This is a genomic window from Halalkalicoccus paucihalophilus, from assembly GCF_001593955.1.
GTDB lineage: Archaea > Halobacteriota > Halobacteria > Halobacteriales > Halalkalicoccaceae > Halalkalicoccus > Halalkalicoccus paucihalophilus.
Genome location: NZ_LTAZ01000004.1, coordinates 445470 through 461784, shown reverse-complemented (window position 1 = coordinate 461784; position 16315 = coordinate 445470). Strand labels below are relative to the sequence as shown.

Genomic DNA, 16315 nt, shown 5'->3' with positions numbered 1-16315 from the left:
AGTGTCAGTATGGCGGAACGAACCGACCAGCTGACCGAAACCCGCTCGGCCGACCACGAGGTCGACCTCGACGGGTCCTCGGAGCCCCCCCGAGGGCGGATCCGCGAGCGGGCCGGGACGCTCTTCTCCCCGAAACGGTTCCTCGTGGCGCTCGCACTCGTCGCCGTAGGCGTGTTCGTCGGAGGAGCGACGATCCCGCTCGCCGGCGGGCTCCTCGGGGCGTTCATCGCCGCCTTCCTCCTGGGTGTCGCGAGCGAACGCCGTCCGATGGCGGAGGCGGGAACGGCGAGTGCGGCGGTTCTCGGGCTCTCGACGGTGTTCGATTCGCTCGCGTGGATTCTCGCCGACAACGGGCTGGCGATCGTCGCGCTCGGTGCAGTCCTCGGACTGGTACTCGGGGCGCTCGGGGCGTACTTCGGGTCGGATCTCCGGGACGGACTCACCCGCGAGCTCTAGTCGAGCGCCCAGCCGCCCTCGGTTCGATGAACGATCCCGTGGTCCGCGAGCACCGACAGGGCCTCGTCGGCGACCGGCATCGGCAGGTCGGTCTCCTCGGCGATCGTCTCCGTCCGTGTCGCGCCGCCGTCGAGCGCCGAGAGGACCGCGGCGTAGAGCCGGCTGTTCTCGGCGTCGCCGATCGCCTCGCTGATGCGCTCGTGGGCCTCGGCGATCCGACCCTGCACCCAGCGCTGAGCCAGCGAGAGCTCGTCTTCGAGCTCTTCGAGGGTTCGGAGTTCGCCCGCCAGATCGCAGATGTCGCCGCCGTCGGTGGCGGTGACGTTGATCGAGAGGTGGGTACAGGAACTGGTCATGTCGAGGCTCGAACTCGCGGGATAGGCGCTCTTCGAGGCGAAGCCATAGGGCGAGACGCTCACTTCGAGCCGGAGGTTGCGCGCGATGTGGAAGTACTTGCGGCGCTTGTCGTCGACCCGGCTCTCGACCAGTCCCGCTTCCTCGAGTTTGCGGAGGTGGTCGATAACCGCCTTCGGGCTCACCCCGAGATAGTCCGAGATCTCCGTGACGTAGCAGGGCTTATGCGAGAGGAGACGCAGGATCCGCCGTCGGTTCTCGTTTCCGAGGAGATCCAGCAACGCCGCGGAGTCCATCTATTCCGAGGTAGGCGATGAGGACTGAAAAGCGTGTCTCCGTTCGGGTATTATCGGCTTGCACTGGCAGGCTCTAGCCTGTTGAACGCCCGTGCAGCGAGCCAGACCGAGAGGATCGAAAGGCCCACGGTCGAGATCGGGAGCGCGAGTCCGGGGTCGTAGCGAAGCGGCGGGTGGGAACCAAAGACGTAATCGAAGACGTCGTTTGCCAGCAGGAGGACGAGCGAGAGTCCCAGCGCCCCCCGTGTGGTCTTCCCGTAATGGGGTATCAGGAAGGCCTCGAGGACGAACGCGAGGTGTGTGATGACGATGAACCAGTAGTCATAGAGGTCGGGGAAGTAGTTCGAGAAGCCGAGGTTCAACGCCACGAAGGTCCAGAGTCCGTACTTGACGAGCCAGACGAACGCCAGCGTGTGCAGATACGCGAGGGCACGGTTGTGGGACACCTCGTCGAGCGAACGCCCGAGGTTCGCGAGCAGCGTCACCAGCGAGAGCGTACCGAGAAACAGCGCGGCCGGCGAGTCGAGGTAGAGAAGCCACAGAAACGTCGGGATCGCCGGCATCGTCTCGACGTAAAACCGCACGCCGACGAGCATCGCGAGGACGTTGACGCCGAGCAGCCAGACCAGGCTGGGGGCGTTCTCGAGGTAGTAGCGGGCGTACCGACGAGGAATCATCGTCCGGTGAGGCGAGCGCCACCGACAAAGCCGTACCGCTGTCCTCGTCCCGTGGTTCGATATAAACATGTCCCACAACCGTTATATCCTCTCGCGCCAAACGTGATACCGTATAGCATGTTTGAGACATTCTCCCGCAGCTACTACGTTGGGCGGCTGTTCGTCGAGCCCTACAGTGGAGCGCACGCGGTGTTGCGCCGTGACCACCACGAGCGAGTCAACGAACAGTTGTACGCCACTGGCGACGGCGTCGAGCGCCTCGACCTCCCGCTCGTGATGAAGCTCTCCCAGCAGCACTTCGCGGTTCACGGCGACGACGGCGTCCCTGAACACACCCTGTTGGTCCCCGAAGAACGGCTCGATCCGGGCTACATCGATACGCTGCCGGCGCCCCGAGAGGTACTGCTGGCGAAGGCGGATCGAGCCTCCCAACTGCTGGAGATCGTTTCCCCGGACCGGGCCGGAAGATAAAAGCCATCCACCCCCGGTCTTCCGGTATGCTCGACGGGTTGCTCGGCCGGGCCGAACTCAAGGAGCGGATCGCCGAGTTGGAAGCGGAACGCGAACGATTGGAGGGGCGCTTCGCAGCCGAGCGCGAGCGCCGCCGCGAGGCCGTACGCGACAAACAGGACGCAGAGGAGCGCGAGAACCGCCTCGAAGACCGGATCAGCGATCTGGAAGGACGGCTCGAACGGGTAGACGAGGAGGCCGAACTGGAGTTTCGTGGGGTCGAAACACTGCGTGGCGAGCGCCTCCGCGAAGTCCTCGATCGGCTGGACATCCTCCGAACCGGCGAGGAGGGCGTACTGACCGCGATGATCGACGACGAACTCGAAACGGAGATCGAGGAGGCGTTCGGCGAGCGTGCGGCGCTCCTCTCGCGGGCCGCGCCGTGTCTCGCGATCACGGACGACGCCGGACTCGTGAGCGTCGTCCTCCGGCCGCCACTCGCGCCCGACCCGTTCTGGACGTGGAGCGATACGGTCGATCTCGAGTTCGGCTGGTTCCTCCCGGAGGGCGAGTTCGCGTTCGCGCTCGTCCGCTCGGACCTCTTCGCGATGGGCGAGTACCGGGGGAGCGAGCGCGAGTCGTTTCACGCCTTCGAGAGCGACGTGAAGGGCGACCACTCGAAGGGCGGGTTCTCACAGGGCCGTTTCGAGCGTCGTCGGGACAATCAGATCGCGGCTCACCTCGAGAAGTGCCGAGACGCACTGACGCGCCGCGACGCCGACCGGCTGATCGTCGTCGGCCAGCGCACCCTTTTGACGGAGTTCGACGCCGACGCCACGCGGGCGGTCGACGCGACGGGCGACCCTGAGGACGCCCTCGAAGGGGCGTTCCGGGACTTCTTTACGACCCGGCTCTACCGGCTCTAAGGTTCAGACGCCCCAGATGGCGGCGATCCCCAGCGTGGTGACGACCATCAGAATCAACTGGAGGGGGGCACCCACGCGCGCGAAGTCGGTGAACTCGTAACCGCCGGGACCGTAGACCATCAGGTTGGTCTGATAGCCGATGGGGGTGATCATCGCTGCCGAGGCGGCGAACGTCACCGCCAGCACGAACGAGAACGGCTCCGCGTCGATCCGGTTCGCCGCGTCGACCGCGACGGGAATCATCAACACGACGCTGGCGCTGTTACTGATGACGTTCGTGATCAGCGCCGTAAACAGGTAGAAGACCCCGAGGACGATCACGGCGTCCATCGTGGCGACGGTGGTGACGACGTGTGCTGCGAGGAATGCGGCCGCACCGGTGCGTTCCATCGCGATTCCGAGCGGGATCAGTCCGGCGAGCATGAAGATCACCGACCAATCGACGGCGTCGTAGATCTCGTTGGGTTCGAGCACGCCGGTCGCGACCATCGCGACGGCCCCGGCCATCGAGGTGACGAGGATCGGGTAGAGATCGAGGGCGGCGACGCCGACGACCGCGGCGACGATCGCGAGCGCGGTCGGGAGTTTCGAGCGCCGATACTCGGCGCGGGCGACCTCGCTTCCGACGACGAACTCGCGGTTCGTACCCAGTCGCTCGATGGATCCCCGGCTGGCCTGAACGAGCAGGGTGTCGCCGCCGCGAAGCTCGACGTGGTCCATCCGGCGGTGCAACACCGTCGATCCCCGGCGGAACGCGAGGACGGTCGCGTCGTAGTGGTCCCGGAAGTTCCCGCTCACGAGCGTCTCGCCGACCAGCGAGGAGTCGGGTGGGATCATCACCTCGACGAGGTCCTGTTCGACGCCGCGCTCGGTTCGCCGCCCGGCCTCGTCGGCGGCCAGGTCGGCGTCGGTAAACGAGACGTGCGGGAGCAGGTCGATCCCCTCGATGTCGATGATGTCGACCACGGTGTCCCGGCCGGTGCGCACGACGAGGATATCGTCGGGTCGGATCGTCTTCTGGGCCAACGGCTCGCCGAAGACCTCGTCGTCTCGCACCAGCTGGACGAGGTCGAACTCGAACTCCTCGCCCTCGATCGCCTCCCGAACCGTCCGCCCGACGAAGGGCGAGTCCTCGCGGACGACTACCTCGGTGAGGTAGTCGGCCATCCCGAACTCCTCGGCGAGGTCGCCCTCCGCGGGGAGTCGGTCGGGCAACAACCGCGGGGCGGCCAGCAGTAGATAGAGCGAGCCGACGAGGAGGACGAGCGCGCCGAGACTCGTGAACTCGAACATCGAGAACGGCCGGTCGAGCAGTCGTGCGGAGACGTCGCTCGCGAGGATGTTCGTCGAAGTGCCGATCAGCGTCAGCATCCCGCCCATCATCGAAGCAAAGGAGAGCGGGATCATGAACCGAGAGGGCGAAACCCGCGCTCGACGGGCGATATCGCTCGCCATCGGGATCATGATCGCGACCACCGGGGTGTTGTTGATGAAGCCTGCAGAGAGCCCGGAAACGCCGATGATCGAGCCGAGCTGTTTTCGCTCGTCGTCGCCGGCGAACTCGGAGATCCCGGCGCTCACGAGCTGAACGAGGCCCGTCTTCCTGACCCCCTCGCTCAAGACGAACATCATCAGAACGGTGATCGTCGCGGAGCTCGCAAAGCCCGAGACGCCCTCTGTGGGCCCGATCTCCGTCCACGGTTCGAGGACGATCAGCGTCACCATCACCCCGATCGCGGTGACGTCGATGGGAACCGGTTCGGTGACGAACAGGACGAGCGCGAGGAGGACGATCCCGAAGACGACGAGCATCCCCGTCGTGAGGGCGGGGATCTCGGCGGTCTGTAAAAAGGAGGCCGCTGGAGGGAAAAGCGAACGCAGGAATGGCATTTCTCGGTCCTACACCGCGTGCAAGCAAAAACGTACAGGACGTCCCCTACGGGTTCGTCGACGGCGGATCGGAAGACGGAACGATGGCCCGCGAAGCAATCGGCTATAAGTCGTGTTCGACGGTCTCTTGATCGGTGGACTGAATAATGATCTTGTCCTTCCGCACGCGAACGAACACCTCGTCGCCGATGTCCAATCCGGCGACCGTGAGTTCGTCCTCGTGGAGGTTGAGATGGACGTTGTGGTACTCGCCCTGTTGGTCTTTCGTCCCGCTCGGACTCAGTTTCTTCTTTCGGACCATCCGTGTCCGAGGCTATAGAGGGGTCCCGACCATAGCTCTGTTCCCTTCTCTAGAGACGGATCCGATCCGCGTCCCGCACTCGTCTCCAGCGGGGGCGTCAGGAGACCGGCTCACGGCGTCCCGGCGATCGGCAGGAGGACGAACGCGATATACGAGAGGATCGTCGCCAGCGACGGCCCGATGATCCAAAAGGAGACGAACCGGATCACGGCCGACCCGTCGAACAGCTGTTCGACGCCCTGGAGGTCCTCGGGCGTTTCCTCGCCGACCCGCGGGATCTCCTCCGCCGTCTCTGCCGTGATCGCGTCGACCGAGACGCTCTCGTCCAGATCGCCCCGCACGAGGTCGGTCGCGGTCGCCTGACGGGTGGCCCGTCCCCACCCCAATCCGACGATCGTCATGACCGTCGACAGCGCGAGGCTCATCGGGATACCGAGCCACGAGAGGAACGTGGTGATGCTCGAAGCGATCACCATGACGATCGTCGCGGCCAGAAGCGGCAGCGCCGTAAGGTCGTTGCCGACCGAGTCCATCGTCCGGCGCGCGATCGTAAAGGCGCCCAGCCCGATCGCGACCGTCCCGAGCGTGACACCCGCTTCGATCCCGATGAGACCGCCACCGACGAGGGGCGCAACGGCGTTTGCGACGTTGCTCGCGCCCGCGCTGAAGGCCATGTAGCAGGCTATCAGAACGACGACCACCGTACTGACGGCCTCCCGTGGGGTCGTTCCGGGCCCTAGCGCCGGTTTCGGGAGCGCACCCGTGCGATCGAGGGCGAGAAGCGGGCCCTCGGACTGCTGGATTGCGAACTTCCGGTCGAGATATGGGTAGAAATAGCGCCCGACGACGGCACCACACCAGAACCCCACGATCGGCGAGACCATCCACCAGATGACGATCCCACCGAGCACCGCCATGTCGAGTTGGCCCGTCGCCAGTCCGAGTCCCGAGATCGCGCCGACGGCCGTCATCGAGGTCGAGACCGGCACGCCGTAGACGTTCGCGACCAGCATCCCCAGCCCGATGAAAAAGAGGACGACGATGCTCGCCTCGATCGTGAAGATCGTCTGCGGGACGATGTCCCCGCCGAGCGTCGCGATCACGTTCCGCCCGACCGTCCATCCTCCGAGGAAGACGAAAAACGTCATTAGCGCCGCGGCGGCGGTCTTGTTGATGATCTTCGCACCGACCGATGGCCCCCACGCGACGCCCGTCGAGGAGCCGCCGATGTTGAACCCGACGAACACCGCAGCCAGTATACCCAAAGTCAAGAACACAGAAACCATACGATAACTTACGGAATGGATCGGTGTATAGGTTGCGATCATAACCCGGTGGCTTATATCGGATATCGAACCTAACGTCGTTCGAATGATATGTGAGCGGGCTGTTCCGATCCGTCCCGAACGCGTGCCGATCCGCATCTAAAGGGTTAACATCCCCTTGTGCCTCCCTCCGGTATGCAAGTCGCCGTTCTCGCACACGAGAAGTTCCCCGAGCGCGCAAAGACCGCCGTCGGCGTTATCCGATACTCCGATTACGACGTGACCGCCGTGCTGGATCGCGATCGCGCGGGCGGACAGGTCAACGAGTACCTGCCGGGCGTGCCCGATGCCCCCATTGTCTCGGGCATGGAAGACGTCGAGAACGCCGACGCCCTGTTGATCGGGATCGCCCCGATCGGTGGGGGGTTCGACGAGAGCTGGCGTGCGGACGTCGAAAACGCCCTGAACCGGGGGTGTGACGTGATCTCCGGGCTGCACTACTTCCTCTCGGAGGACCCCGAATTCGCCGAACTCGCCGCGGCAAACGACTGTGAGCTGTGGGACGTGCGAAAGCCCAGAGAGGACCTCACCGTGAGCCAGGGGATCGGGAAGGACGTCGACGCCGAGGTGATCCTCACCGTTGGGACCGACTGCTCGGTCGGGAAGATGACCGTCTCGCTCGAACTCGCGCGCGCCGCCCAGGAACGGGGCATCGACGCCGCGTTCATCCCGACCGGTCAGACGGGTATCATGATCGAGGGCTGGGGTAACCCGATCGACCGCGTGGTTTCGGATTTCACCGCCGGGGCGGTCGAGGAGATGATCGTCGAGAAGGGCGACGAGTACGACTACCTCTTCGTCGAGGGTCAGGGAACCATCATCCACCCCGCCTACTCGGCGGTGACCTGCGGGATCCTCCACGGATCGATGCCCGACAAGCTGGTGCTCTGTCACGCGGCCGGTCGCGAGTCGATCCATGGCTACGAGGACTTTTCGATCCCGCCCGTCGAGACCTACATCGATCTCTACGAGGACCTCGCCGCGCCGGTCCACGAAACGGAGGTGGCCGCGGGCGCGCTCAACACGATGGACATCGTCGAGGACGGACCCGCCCGCAACGCCGTCTCCGAGTACGCCGAGGATCTGGGCGTGCCCGCGACCGATCCCGTCCGCTTCGAGAAGAGCGAGGTGCTGGAGGCGCTGTTGTGAGCCTCGACACCGAGTTCGAGCGCGTCTCGCTGTCACTGGAGTTCCCCTTCACTATCTCGCGGGGCACCACTGAGGAGGCCGAGAACGTAATCGTCCGCGTGAACGACGGCAACTACGAGGGGATCGGTGGGGCCGCACCCTCGGCCCATTACGGCGAGACGGTCGACACCGTCGAAGCCGTCTTGCCCACGCTCTTGGCGGTCGTCGAGGACGTGGGCGATCCCCACCAGTTGGCACGCATCGAGCGCCGGATGAAAGAGCGAGTGAACCACAACCCCGCCGCTCGGTGTGCGATATCGATCGCGCTGCACGACCTGGTGGCCAACCGAATGGGTCTCCCGCTGTATCGCTACTGGGGGCTCGATCCCGAGGAAGTGGTAGCAACCTCCTATACGATCGGGATCGACGACACGGACCGAATGGCCGAGAAGACCGCCACCGCGTGCGAGCGGGGCTACAGTACGCTGAAGGTCAAGCTCGGGACGGGACGGGACGAAGAGATCATCGAGACCGTGCGCGAGGAGGCTCCCGACGCCACGATCCGCGTCGACGCCAACGAGGCGTGGTCACCCCGCGAGGCCGTGCGGAAGATCGAGGCGCTCGACGAATTCGGCGTGGAGTTCGTCGAACAGCCCGTGCCCGCCGAGAACCCCGAGGGCATGCGGTTCGTCCGCGAACGGGCGGCGCTGCCGATCGCCGCCGACGAGTCCTGTGTGACACTTGCGGATATCCCTCACGTGGCCGAAATCGCCGACATCGCGAACGTCAAGCTGATGAAGTGTGGCTCGCTCCGCGAGGCGCGGGCGATGTTCGAGACGGCGCGCGCACACGGGTTGGAGACGATGTTGGGCTGTATGACCGAGTCGAACGCCTCGATCGCCGCGGCGTGTCACCTCGCGCCGCTGTTGGATTACGCAGATCTGGACGGGTCGCTGTTGCTCGCGGAGGACCCCTACGGAGGCGTTGCGATGCCCGAGGGGGAGATCGACCTCATAGGAGTTTCGCGGGGTACCGGCGCGTCAGTCCGGTAGGCCGACCGACGCGATGTCATAGTCGGCGATGTCCGAGGGCGATTCGAGCAGGATCACCTGAAAGGACCACTCCTCGCCGGCGTCGAGGTCCGTGGTCGAGGCGATATACAGCCCGAGTTGTTGGCCGTCGCCGTTGTAGACTCGCACCCGGACCTCCGCGGAACTGATCCGCGTACTGCCGGTGTTCTCGGCCGTTCCCTGGACCGTCGAGCCGGTGTAGCTCCCCTCGAAGACGAACTCGTGATCGGTAATCGTGAGTCCCTCGAGCGGGGCGAGTTCGCCGCGCGGAGTCGTGCCCGCGGCCGCCTGTGCGGTGGCCATTTCACTCGTGTTGCGCTCGCTGCCGTTGATGTCGTCGGGGACGTCACCGGATTCGTAGGTGGGCTGGCCCGACGACCCCGACCCGAGACAGCCCGCGAGGCCGAACAGACCGCCCGCCCCCAACGCGACGAACCGGCGGCGTCCGATCTCCTCGTACCGTCCCATGCTATCGACCTCCCCTCCGGTCGAGGGCTGCGTGCGAGTCCATGTATCGATAGATCGAAGCGCGCGCGCTTGAATCTGCTCCTTGATATCGAGCGGCCCCGGACGGCAGACCACCGTCGGCCGTCTCGGTATGGAACGATTATAGGCGGCCCCCCGACAAGAGCGACGCATGGTCGATGCCGAGGAAGTGTTGTCGCCGCCGGCGGACACGATGCGCGAACGAGTCGGCGACAGCCGGCCCAAGGTCTGGTTTCTCATCGACGGTAACCGGTGGGCAGTCGCGGGGATCCTTCTTGGAATCTCCTTTCTCGTCATCACGCTCGTGGGACTCGCCTTCCCGCGGTCGTTCGAGACGGCGCTGACGACCTCGTCGATCCGCTCGCTGTTCCAGTCGATCTTCCTTGCGACGGTCACGAGCATCGCGCTCACCCTGACGATCGGCCAGCTCATCCTCTCGGAGGAGATGGGCGATCTGGGCGAGCAGCGGAGCCGGATGCAGGACGAGATCCAGTTCCGAAAGGACGTCCAGACCTCGATGGACGTGGGCGTCCCGCCCGCGACGCCGACGGGATTCCTCCGGACCCTGATTTTGGGCGCCAGACAGGACGCGACGGCGCTCCGCGAGCAGGTCGCCGGGGAGCCCGACTCCGAGGCCGCGGCGGAGATCGAACGGCTCGCGACGCTCGTCGACGAGCACGGCAAACAGGTAATGGGGGACCTCGACGACGCGGAGTTCGGGACGTTCGAAACGCTGTCGGCGGTACTCGACTTCAACTACTCCTGGACGAACCGCCCGCCGGCTCCGAGGGCGCCACGCGGAGGAACTCACGCCCGAGACCGACCGCCTGCTCGACGAGTTGGTCCAGAATCTCAGTCTCTTCGGGCCCGCCCGCCAGTACTTCAAACTACTGTACTACCAACACGAACTGATCGACGTCTCGCGGGTGTTGCTCTACACCGCGATGCCCGCGCTGGGGTTGACGACGTTCATGGGCTTTGCCTTCGACGTCGCGCCCTTTTCGGGGACGCTCCTCGGGCTCGACAGCGCGTTCGTGATCGTCTCCGTCGTGATCGTCCTCTCGTTGTTCCCCTTCGCGCTGCTGTTGTCGTTCGTGTTGCGGATGGTGACGGTCTCCCAGCGCACGCTCACCATCGGTCCGTTCATCCTTCGAGAGGAGGAGGAGGACGCCGAGGACATCGGCGCGGTCGACAACTGACTCAGTCCCCGGCCGTCGAACGCTTGAACAGCAGGTACTTCGTGCCGCCGCCGGTGTAGTCGATCGTTCCGGGGAACTCCCAGCCGTCCGCGCCCAGTTCGTTCATCTCCGCCTCGGGGTCGCCCGCTTCCTTCTGGGTCGCCTCCCGCGGCGGGACGAGCGTCCGGTACTCCCACGTGGTGTCTCCGTCCATCGGTACTCCAACGGGGACCGGCCGCGAGGTTAACCGCTGGGGTTCAGACATCGCTGTCGGCGTCGCGGCTCGATTCCCGCAGGATAAAGGGCCCCATCGCCAGCGTCCGCTGGGCGACGGTCGCGATCCGGAGGACGAAACTCACCAGGAGGACGAACGGCGCGAGCGTGAGGACGAACGCGCCGCTGACCAACAGGGTGAGCGTATCGATCCCGAGGACGGCCCCCGAGACGGCGCCCGGGTCGACGTACATGATCATCGCGGCGACGACGACCAGCGCCGGCGGCCCGGCGTACAACAGCGCCCGCGAGAGGTTGATCAGCTCGTGTTGGAAGTACAGCGTCTTCAAGTGCTCGCGGGCGGGACCGAAGAACTGCAGCGAGACGATCAGGTCGTCGAGGGCCTCGTCGGCCTCCTCGGAAAGCGCCTCGCTGTGGTCGGTGCGGATCTCGCGGGCCTGAAAGATCTTCCAGGAGTAGTTGAAATCGAGCGCGGCCCAGAGCACGTCGAACGTCCCGAACTGAGTGTCTGCGATCTCCTCGCGGACGGTTTCCGCGTGCTCGTCCAGCGCGTCGACGTACTCGGTGACCCGCTCTTTTAGCTCCTCGTCGCGTTCGTCTCCCATCTCCTCGCGGAGGCGTTCGGCGTGGTCCTCGACCCCCGCGACGAGTTCGCGCAGGAACGCGGAGGGCTCGGGCGGGCTGACGCCCTGATCGGTTTTGGACTCGATGTCGCGGCGAAACTCCATGGCCTCCTGCATGCGTTCGCGCTGGTCGCCGACCGCCCCGAGTTCCTGTGAGAGCACGAGTTGTCCGATGGTCGCGACCAGCGTTACGCCCGTGATGATCGGCCCGACCATCGAACTGAACAGCGTCTGGATCGCGTCGGGGTCCTGCACCGAGAGCACCCGAAGCGGGTTCAGACCGACGAATCCCAGCGAGACGATCGCGACGAACACGCCGAGCATGATCGTCCCCGCGAGCACGTACCGGTTCATCCGCATCAACACCCACAGCCGAGTGCCGCTCTCCTCGGCGCGCTCGCGCATCGTGTCGCTCGGCTCGTCGCTCATTACGATGTGGTAGGAGAGAACTCACAAAAGGATGCGGTTGTCCGTTCGATCGTATCTGCCGAACGATACGTTCGAGCGCGTCGTCCCGCTGACGGGCGAGTGAGCCGTCGATCCTGCGATCGGCAGCGGTCGCCACTGCCGGGAGACGTTTTTTACCCCCGACGGCCGTCGGTTCTGACGATGGGAGAGGAGCGAACGGGATCGACGATCGGTTCGGAAAGCGGACTACTACGATGGATCCTCCTCGACGGCAATCGGTTTCTCGTCACCGCAGGTATCCTCGCGGCCAGCGGCCTCGTGCTCTCTGCGCTCACCGCGATGGACGTGATCGCATTCACCAACGAGAACTCGATGAACCGCCTCGCCAACGGGATGGTCGCGGGCACCTTCAGCGTCGTCACGATCGTCATCACGATCAACCAACTCATCCTCTCACGACAGTTCGCCTCGGCCGGGGAGCTTCGTGATCGGCTCGCCGGCGTGATGGAACTGCGCGAGGACATCGCCCGGAAAGCCGACATCCACGCCAGCCCCGCCGAGCCGACCGCGCTGCTTGGGGTTGTGATGGAGGCGGTCGAACACCGGGCGACTCGGCTCGGAGAAACCGTCACGGAGGACGACGACGAGCAGAGTCGGGAACTTACCGAGTACGCAGCGGCCGTCTCCGAGGCCGCAGAATGCGCCCACAAACGGCTCGAAAACGCCGACTTCGGGACGTTTCACGCCGTCTCGCTCACGATCGACTACGACGACTCCCAGCAGATCTACGCCGGACGCTATCTGCAGCGCGAACACGCCGAGGGGATCGACGAGGAGACCGACGAGGCCCTCGACGACCTGCTCGAAACGCTCCAGCTGTTCAACGTGGCGCGCTCGCACTTCAAGACGACGTACATGGAACGGGAGCTCTCGCGTCTGTCGCGGCTGATTACCTCCCTCGGGATCCCGGCGATCCTCGCCGCGGTGACAATCGGGCTGCTCTACGGGGATATCCGGGGGTTGACGATCTCGCCGGCGGTCGCGCCCACGGTCATCATCCTGCTGATACTCGTGGTGCTCTCGCCGCTGGCGTTGCTCTCGGCGTTCGTGCTCCGCTCTGCGACGGTGAGCCGACGGACCGCCTCGATCGGGCCGATGGTCCCGAGCAAGGAGACCGAGGAGGGATCGGCGGCCGTGACCGATACCACGGAACACTGAACTCGCGCGTTGCGATCAGTCCATGTCGCCCGCGTGTTTGGTCTCCCGGAGGATGAACGGACCGAGCGCGAGCGTCCGTTTCGTGACGGTGACTATCCGGAGGATGTAGGCGAGTACCACCGTAAACGGCAGGAGTGCGAGGGCGTAGACGATCCCGACGGCGAGATACCGATCGGGGACCGCGAACGTCGAGCCCGTAACGAGGCTCGCGTCGAACGCGAGGATCATGTAGGCGGCGATCGCCAGAGAGGGGATCGAGGCGTACAGCACGCCCCGTGCGATGTTGTTGATCTCCCACTGGAAGTACAGCATCTTGAAGTACTCGCGGGCCGGGGCGAAGAACCGAAGCGATTCGATCACGTCCGTGAGGTGGTCCTCGGTCTCCTCCGTGATCGAATCGGCGTGTCTCGCCGCTAGTTTTCGCCCGGCGACGATCTTCCAGGAGTAGTTGTAGTTCAACACCGGCAGGATCACCTCGAACGAACCGAACTTCGTGTGGTCCAACTGCTCGCTGACTTGCTCGCCGTGCTCGATGAGCGAGTCGGCGTACTCGACGAGTTCCTCGGTGTCCGTGTCGGCGTCTGTCGTGGAGTCCTTGAGCGCCCGTGCCTGGCGGTCGACCGCCTCGATGAGCGCCGAGAGGAACGCCGACGGCGTGGCGGGGCCGACGGCGTCGTCGATCCGCTCTTCGATGTCGCTTCGGAACTCGATCTGATCGCGCATCTCGGCCTGTTTCTCGCCGAGTGGGCCCATCTGCTCGGACAACACGAGCTGGGCGATGGCCAGGATGAGCGAGACGCCGGTGACGACGGCGATGATCACCGAGCCGAAGACGTTGCCGACCGACGACGCTCCCAACACGCCCCGGAGGTTCGTCGGTCCGAGAAAGTAGAGCCCGACGAAGATGGCCAGCATCGCGACCGAGAGGAGCCCGGTGACGATCCAGCGGTTCGCCGTGACGAGAAACCAGATCTTCACCGTGCTCTCGTTGGTCCGTTCCCGCATCGTATGGGCGGGCGGAACGAGGTCGTCCGATTGGCTCACAGTGGCTCCGCCTACAGGGGTCCGCCACCTCAATCTGCCGATCAGGAAAGGGCGACCGCCGCTGGGAGGTTGGACAGGGTTTTAGGACGTGCCGGTAGAGGACGGGTATGGTACGCCGACGGATCGGAACGAGCCTCTATGCGGGGTTTCTCTTTACGGTCCTCGGGCTCGTCGCGTGGGCGAGCGGCCAGCCGTTCGTCTTCCCGAGCCTCGGCCCCTCGGCGTTCATCCTCGCGTTCGACCGTCGGGGTGAGCGCACCAGAACCTACAGGATCGTCGGGAGTCACCTCATCGGCGGGGTCGTCGGCCTCGTCGCCTACACCCTGCTCGCCAACGGCGTTGCGATCACCACGACGCCGGCGGCGTTCTCCCCCGACGGGCTCCGACTGGCCGCAAGCGGCGTCTGCTCGATAATCCTGACGAGTTGGGGTATGATCGCGACGGACACGAACCACGCCCCGGCGTGTGCCACGACGCTGATCGTTTCCCTCGGACTCCTTTCGACGCCGCTGCAGGTCGCGATCATCGTCGTCAGCGTCGTCGTACTCGTCGAGACCCACTCGATCGTTCTGTTGCTGTTCGATCGGCTGGTCGGCGAGTCATAGCCGCGTTCGAACGGGTGAACGGACGAAGAATATAATCGTGTATATCGACAATCGTTCGGCCGTCTCAGCGCCCTTCGTCGCGGATCTCCTCTAGCTCCTCGTCTATCTCGCTCGATTCGAGTTCCTCCTCGACGTCGACGTTCTCGTCTGAATCGGCGTCCATTTCGTCCTCCGTGTCGTCCTCGGTCGTTTCGGGTTCCTCGACCGACGCGGTCTCCTTGCCCATCTCGCCTTTCAGCGTCTCGAGTTCGGCCTCGACCTCGCTGTCGGTCCGGCCGGCCTCGAGTTCGCGGTCGATGCTGTCCTGATCCGAGAGCGCGTCGTCGAATGCCCCCGTGTCCTGGAGTTCGTCCATCGCCGCGGAGCGTGCCTCCATCTCCTCGGTGTCCTCCTCGGCGCGTTCGATGGCCCGCGAGACGTCCTCCATCTCGTCGCCCGCGCCCGTCATCGCCTCCGAGACGCGCACGCTGGCCTCGCTTGCCTCGTACTGGGCCTTCATCGTCTCCTTTTTCGTGCGGAACTGCTCGATGCGGCTCTGGAGTTCGTTCTTCTGCTCGACGAGGTTCTCCTGTTTGTTCTGGAGGTCCGCGATCTGGGTCTCGAGCTGTTCGATCTGGCTCATCTTCGCCTTCTTCTTCTCGAGGGCCTGACGGGCCAGGTCGTCACGGTCCTGGGCGACGGCCTCGCGGGCCTGCTCGTTGTGCTTCTCGACGTTCTCCTCGAGGCGGCGTTTCTGCATCTCGAGGCGTTTCTTCTGGGTGGTGAGGTCCGCGATCCCCTGTTTGACGTCCTGCAGGCGGTCGCGCATCTGTTCGTAGGAGTAATCGAGCGTTTCCCGGGGGTCCTCGGAGCGGTTGAGGACCGCGTTGACCTTCGACCGGATGACGTACGACATCCGCGAGAGTATTCCCATAGCCGTAGTTGCGGCCCAGTGCTTAAAAATATCCCCGCCGAACGGGGCGTATGGCCGACGTGGTCGTTCCGGGTAGCCGTGATGTCCGAGGGACGCTCGACGGGACGGGGGAGGCGTGCGTCGTCGCCTGCCCGCCCCACCCCCAGCATCGCGGCCATCGGGGCGACCCCAGACTGACGGCGGTGAGCGACGCCCTCGTCGAGCGCGGGATCGCCTGTTTCCGATTCGACTACGGCGAGTGGGACGAGGGCCACGGCGAACGCGAGGACGTCCGCAACGCGATCCGGTGGGCGGCCGGGGAGTTCGATTCGGTAGGGGTGTTCGGCTACAGTTTCGGCGGGGCGATGGCGATCCTCGCCGCAGCCTCGGTCGAAGAACCGCTGATCGGCGTGTCGGCGCTCGCGCCCGCAGCGCAGGTCGGCGGCGATCTCGACGTGGTCGGGGCCGTTTCGGAGCTCGACTGTCCGCTGCAGGTAGTCTACGGAACGCGAGACGACACCGCCGAGTGGGAGCCGGTTGTGGCGGCCACGAGAGGACGGGGAGCGCACATCGAGGAGCTGTCGGCCGATCACTTCTTCCTCGGCAAGCACGACAGGATCGCCGGAGCGGTCGCGGCGTTTTTCGCGGAATCTGGGAGGTAGCCCTCGGGATCGACGAATTCGCGGGAGTCCGACGGAATCGATCCTCGGGCGCCGAATCGCCGCGGCCGTTCCGGTCGTGCCAACGCGTGTCC

At 65.2% G+C, this 16315-nt stretch carries 20 protein-coding genes; 9 read left to right on the top strand and 11 right to left on the bottom strand.

All coding sequences use genetic code 11. The features are described 5' to 3' along the window. Positions 1-9 precede the first annotated feature (9 nt). The gene (locus HAPAU_RS07540) at positions 10-456 is read left to right on the top strand and encodes a hypothetical protein (protein ID WP_066381221.1); all 447 of its coding nucleotides are present in this window, start codon (positions 10-12) and stop codon (positions 454-456) included. On the opposite strand, the gene HAPAU_RS07535 is transcribed toward HAPAU_RS07540, so the two are convergent. Then, positions 453-1106 carry an ArsR/SmtB family transcription factor gene (locus HAPAU_RS07535; RefSeq protein ID WP_066381215.1) on the bottom strand — a complete coding sequence of 218 codons (654 nt, stop codon included), beginning with the start codon at positions 1104-1106 and terminating at the stop codon, positions 453-455. The genes HAPAU_RS07540 and HAPAU_RS07535 overlap by 4 nt on opposite strands. 50 nt (positions 1107-1156) lie before the next feature. Then, the gene (locus tag HAPAU_RS07530) at positions 1157-1783 is read right to left on the bottom strand and encodes a DUF1405 domain-containing protein (protein ID WP_066381214.1); all 627 of its coding nucleotides are present in this window, start codon (positions 1781-1783) and stop codon (positions 1157-1159) included. 117 nt (positions 1784-1900) lie between these two features. Between HAPAU_RS07530 and HAPAU_RS07525 the strand changes: the two genes are divergently transcribed. Then, entirely contained in the window at positions 1901-2254 is a 354-nt protein-coding gene (locus HAPAU_RS07525) for a DUF5802 family protein (RefSeq protein ID WP_066381213.1), read from the top strand. A 26-nt stretch (positions 2255-2280) separates the two neighbouring features. Next, positions 2281-3159, top strand: coding sequence for a Vms1/Ankzf1 family peptidyl-tRNA hydrolase (locus HAPAU_RS07520; RefSeq protein WP_066381212.1), 879 nt, complete (start codon positions 2281-2283; stop codon positions 3157-3159). A gap of 3 nt (positions 3160-3162) precedes the next feature. On the opposite strand, the gene HAPAU_RS07515 is transcribed toward HAPAU_RS07520, so the two are convergent. From HAPAU_RS07515 to HAPAU_RS07505, 3 genes are all read right to left on the bottom strand, one after another. Further along, a complete protein-coding gene (locus tag HAPAU_RS07515; RefSeq protein WP_084383680.1) occupies positions 3163-5049 on the bottom strand; it encodes an SLC13 family permease in 1887 nt (628 codons plus the stop codon). 103 nt (positions 5050-5152) lie between these two features. Continuing rightward, positions 5153-5350: a hypothetical protein gene (locus HAPAU_RS07510; protein ID WP_066381211.1), complete on the bottom strand. Its 198-nt coding sequence runs from the start codon at positions 5348-5350 to the stop codon at positions 5153-5155. Between the two features lie 110 nt (positions 5351-5460). After that, the gene (locus HAPAU_RS07505; protein ID WP_066381209.1) at positions 5461-6636 is read right to left on the bottom strand and encodes an inorganic phosphate transporter; all 1176 of its coding nucleotides are present in this window, start codon (positions 6634-6636) and stop codon (positions 5461-5463) included. A gap of 174 nt (positions 6637-6810) precedes the next feature. Between HAPAU_RS07505 and HAPAU_RS07500 the strand changes: the two genes are divergently transcribed. Both HAPAU_RS07500 and HAPAU_RS07495 read left to right on the top strand, forming a co-directional pair. After that, complete coding sequence (locus tag HAPAU_RS07500; RefSeq protein WP_066381207.1) at positions 6811-7824, top strand: DUF1611 domain-containing protein; 1014 nt, start codon at positions 6811-6813, stop codon at positions 7822-7824. After that, positions 7821-8855 (top strand): dipeptide epimerase, encoded by a 1035-nt coding sequence (locus HAPAU_RS07495; RefSeq protein ID WP_066381205.1) that lies wholly within the window; start codon positions 7821-7823, stop codon positions 8853-8855. Before HAPAU_RS07500 ends, HAPAU_RS07495 begins: the two co-directional genes overlap by 4 nt. Here the strand turns inward: HAPAU_RS07495 and HAPAU_RS07490 are convergent. Together HAPAU_RS07490 and HAPAU_RS22230 are read right to left on the bottom strand one after the other, a co-directional pair. Beyond that, positions 8844-9341: an FxLYD domain-containing protein gene (locus tag HAPAU_RS07490; protein ID WP_066381203.1), complete on the bottom strand. Its 498-nt coding sequence runs from the start codon at positions 9339-9341 to the stop codon at positions 8844-8846. The genes HAPAU_RS07495 and HAPAU_RS07490 overlap by 12 nt on opposite strands. A gap of 139 nt (positions 9342-9480) precedes the next feature. Next, on the bottom strand, positions 9481-10170 hold the full coding sequence (locus HAPAU_RS22230; RefSeq protein WP_245634051.1) for a hypothetical protein: 690 nt from the start codon (positions 10168-10170) through the stop codon (positions 9481-9483). Between the two features lie 28 nt (positions 10171-10198). Here HAPAU_RS22230 and HAPAU_RS22225 point away from each other — a divergent pair, with 28 nt between their 5' ends. Further along, entirely contained in the window at positions 10199-10558 is a 360-nt protein-coding gene (locus HAPAU_RS22225) for a hypothetical protein (RefSeq protein ID WP_245634050.1), read from the top strand. 1 nt (position 10559) lies between these two features. On the opposite strand, the gene HAPAU_RS07480 is transcribed toward HAPAU_RS22225, so the two are convergent. Continuing rightward, the gene (locus HAPAU_RS07480; RefSeq protein WP_066381202.1) at positions 10560-10751 is read right to left on the bottom strand and encodes a hypothetical protein; all 192 of its coding nucleotides are present in this window, start codon (positions 10749-10751) and stop codon (positions 10560-10562) included. 43 nt (positions 10752-10794) lie between these two features. After that, entirely contained in the window at positions 10795-11823 is a 1029-nt protein-coding gene (locus HAPAU_RS07475; protein ID WP_066381201.1) for a hypothetical protein, read from the bottom strand. A 180-nt stretch (positions 11824-12003) separates the two neighbouring features. Here HAPAU_RS07475 and HAPAU_RS07470 point away from each other — a divergent pair, with 180 nt between their 5' ends. Then, complete coding sequence (locus HAPAU_RS07470; protein ID WP_066381200.1) at positions 12004-13020, top strand: hypothetical protein; 1017 nt, start codon at positions 12004-12006, stop codon at positions 13018-13020. Positions 13021-13035: 15 nt separating this feature from the next. On the opposite strand, the gene HAPAU_RS07465 is transcribed toward HAPAU_RS07470, so the two are convergent. Beyond that, the gene (locus tag HAPAU_RS07465; protein ID WP_066381199.1) at positions 13036-14064 is read right to left on the bottom strand and encodes a hypothetical protein; all 1029 of its coding nucleotides are present in this window, start codon (positions 14062-14064) and stop codon (positions 13036-13038) included. Between the two features lie 107 nt (positions 14065-14171). Here HAPAU_RS07465 and HAPAU_RS07460 point away from each other — a divergent pair, with 107 nt between their 5' ends. Beyond that, positions 14172-14669 carry an HPP family protein gene (locus HAPAU_RS07460; protein WP_066381193.1) on the top strand — a complete coding sequence of 166 codons (498 nt, stop codon included), beginning with the start codon at positions 14172-14174 and terminating at the stop codon, positions 14667-14669. Positions 14670-14733: 64 nt separating this feature from the next. Here HAPAU_RS07460 and HAPAU_RS07455 read toward each other — a convergent pair whose 3' ends face one another. Further along, complete coding sequence (locus HAPAU_RS07455) at positions 14734-15582, bottom strand: PspA/IM30 family protein (RefSeq protein ID WP_066381191.1); 849 nt, start codon at positions 15580-15582, stop codon at positions 14734-14736. Between the two features lie 50 nt (positions 15583-15632). On the opposite strand from HAPAU_RS07455, the gene HAPAU_RS07450 reads away from it, so the two are divergent. Further along, positions 15633-16223, top strand: coding sequence for an alpha/beta hydrolase (locus HAPAU_RS07450; protein WP_066381189.1), 591 nt, complete (start codon positions 15633-15635; stop codon positions 16221-16223). Positions 16224-16315 lie beyond the last annotated feature (92 nt).

Coding starts and splice junctions, on each gene's coding strand:
- HAPAU_RS07520 (WP_066381212.1), top strand. CDS start 2,281: ATGCTCGACGGGTTGCTCGGCCGGGCCGAACTCAAGGAGCGGATCGCC.
- HAPAU_RS07525 (WP_066381213.1), top strand. CDS start 1,901: ATGTTTGAGACATTCTCCCGCAGCTACTACGTTGGGCGGCTGTTCGTC.
- HAPAU_RS07470 (WP_066381200.1), top strand. CDS start 12,004: ATGGGAGAGGAGCGAACGGGATCGACGATCGGTTCGGAAAGCGGACTA.
- HAPAU_RS07455 (WP_066381191.1), bottom strand. CDS start 15,582: ATGGGAATACTCTCGCGGATGTCGTACGTCATCCGGTCGAAGGTCAAC.
- HAPAU_RS07475 (WP_066381201.1), bottom strand. CDS start 11,823: ATGAGCGACGAGCCGAGCGACACGATGCGCGAGCGCGCCGAGGAGAGC.
- HAPAU_RS07510 (WP_066381211.1), bottom strand. CDS start 5,350: ATGGTCCGAAAGAAGAAACTGAGTCCGAGCGGGACGAAAGACCAACAG.
- HAPAU_RS07505 (WP_066381209.1), bottom strand. CDS start 6,636: ATGGTTTCTGTGTTCTTGACTTTGGGTATACTGGCTGCGGTGTTCGTC.
- HAPAU_RS07530 (WP_066381214.1), bottom strand. CDS start 1,783: ATGATTCCTCGTCGGTACGCCCGCTACTACCTCGAGAACGCCCCCAGC.
- HAPAU_RS07450 (WP_066381189.1), top strand. CDS start 15,633: ATGGCCGACGTGGTCGTTCCGGGTAGCCGTGATGTCCGAGGGACGCTC.
- HAPAU_RS07535 (WP_066381215.1), bottom strand. CDS start 1,106: ATGGACTCCGCGGCGTTGCTGGATCTCCTCGGAAACGAGAACCGACGG.
- HAPAU_RS07480 (WP_066381202.1), bottom strand. CDS start 10,751: ATGGACGGAGACACCACGTGGGAGTACCGGACGCTCGTCCCGCCGCGG.
- HAPAU_RS07500 (WP_066381207.1), top strand. CDS start 6,811: ATGCAAGTCGCCGTTCTCGCACACGAGAAGTTCCCCGAGCGCGCAAAG.
- HAPAU_RS07540 (WP_066381221.1), top strand. CDS start 10: ATGGCGGAACGAACCGACCAGCTGACCGAAACCCGCTCGGCCGACCAC.
- HAPAU_RS07490 (WP_066381203.1), bottom strand. CDS start 9,341: ATGGGACGGTACGAGGAGATCGGACGCCGCCGGTTCGTCGCGTTGGGG.
- HAPAU_RS07515 (WP_084383680.1), bottom strand. CDS start 5,049: ATGCCATTCCTGCGTTCGCTTTTCCCTCCAGCGGCCTCCTTTTTACAG.
- HAPAU_RS07460 (WP_066381193.1), top strand. CDS start 14,172: ATGGTACGCCGACGGATCGGAACGAGCCTCTATGCGGGGTTTCTCTTT.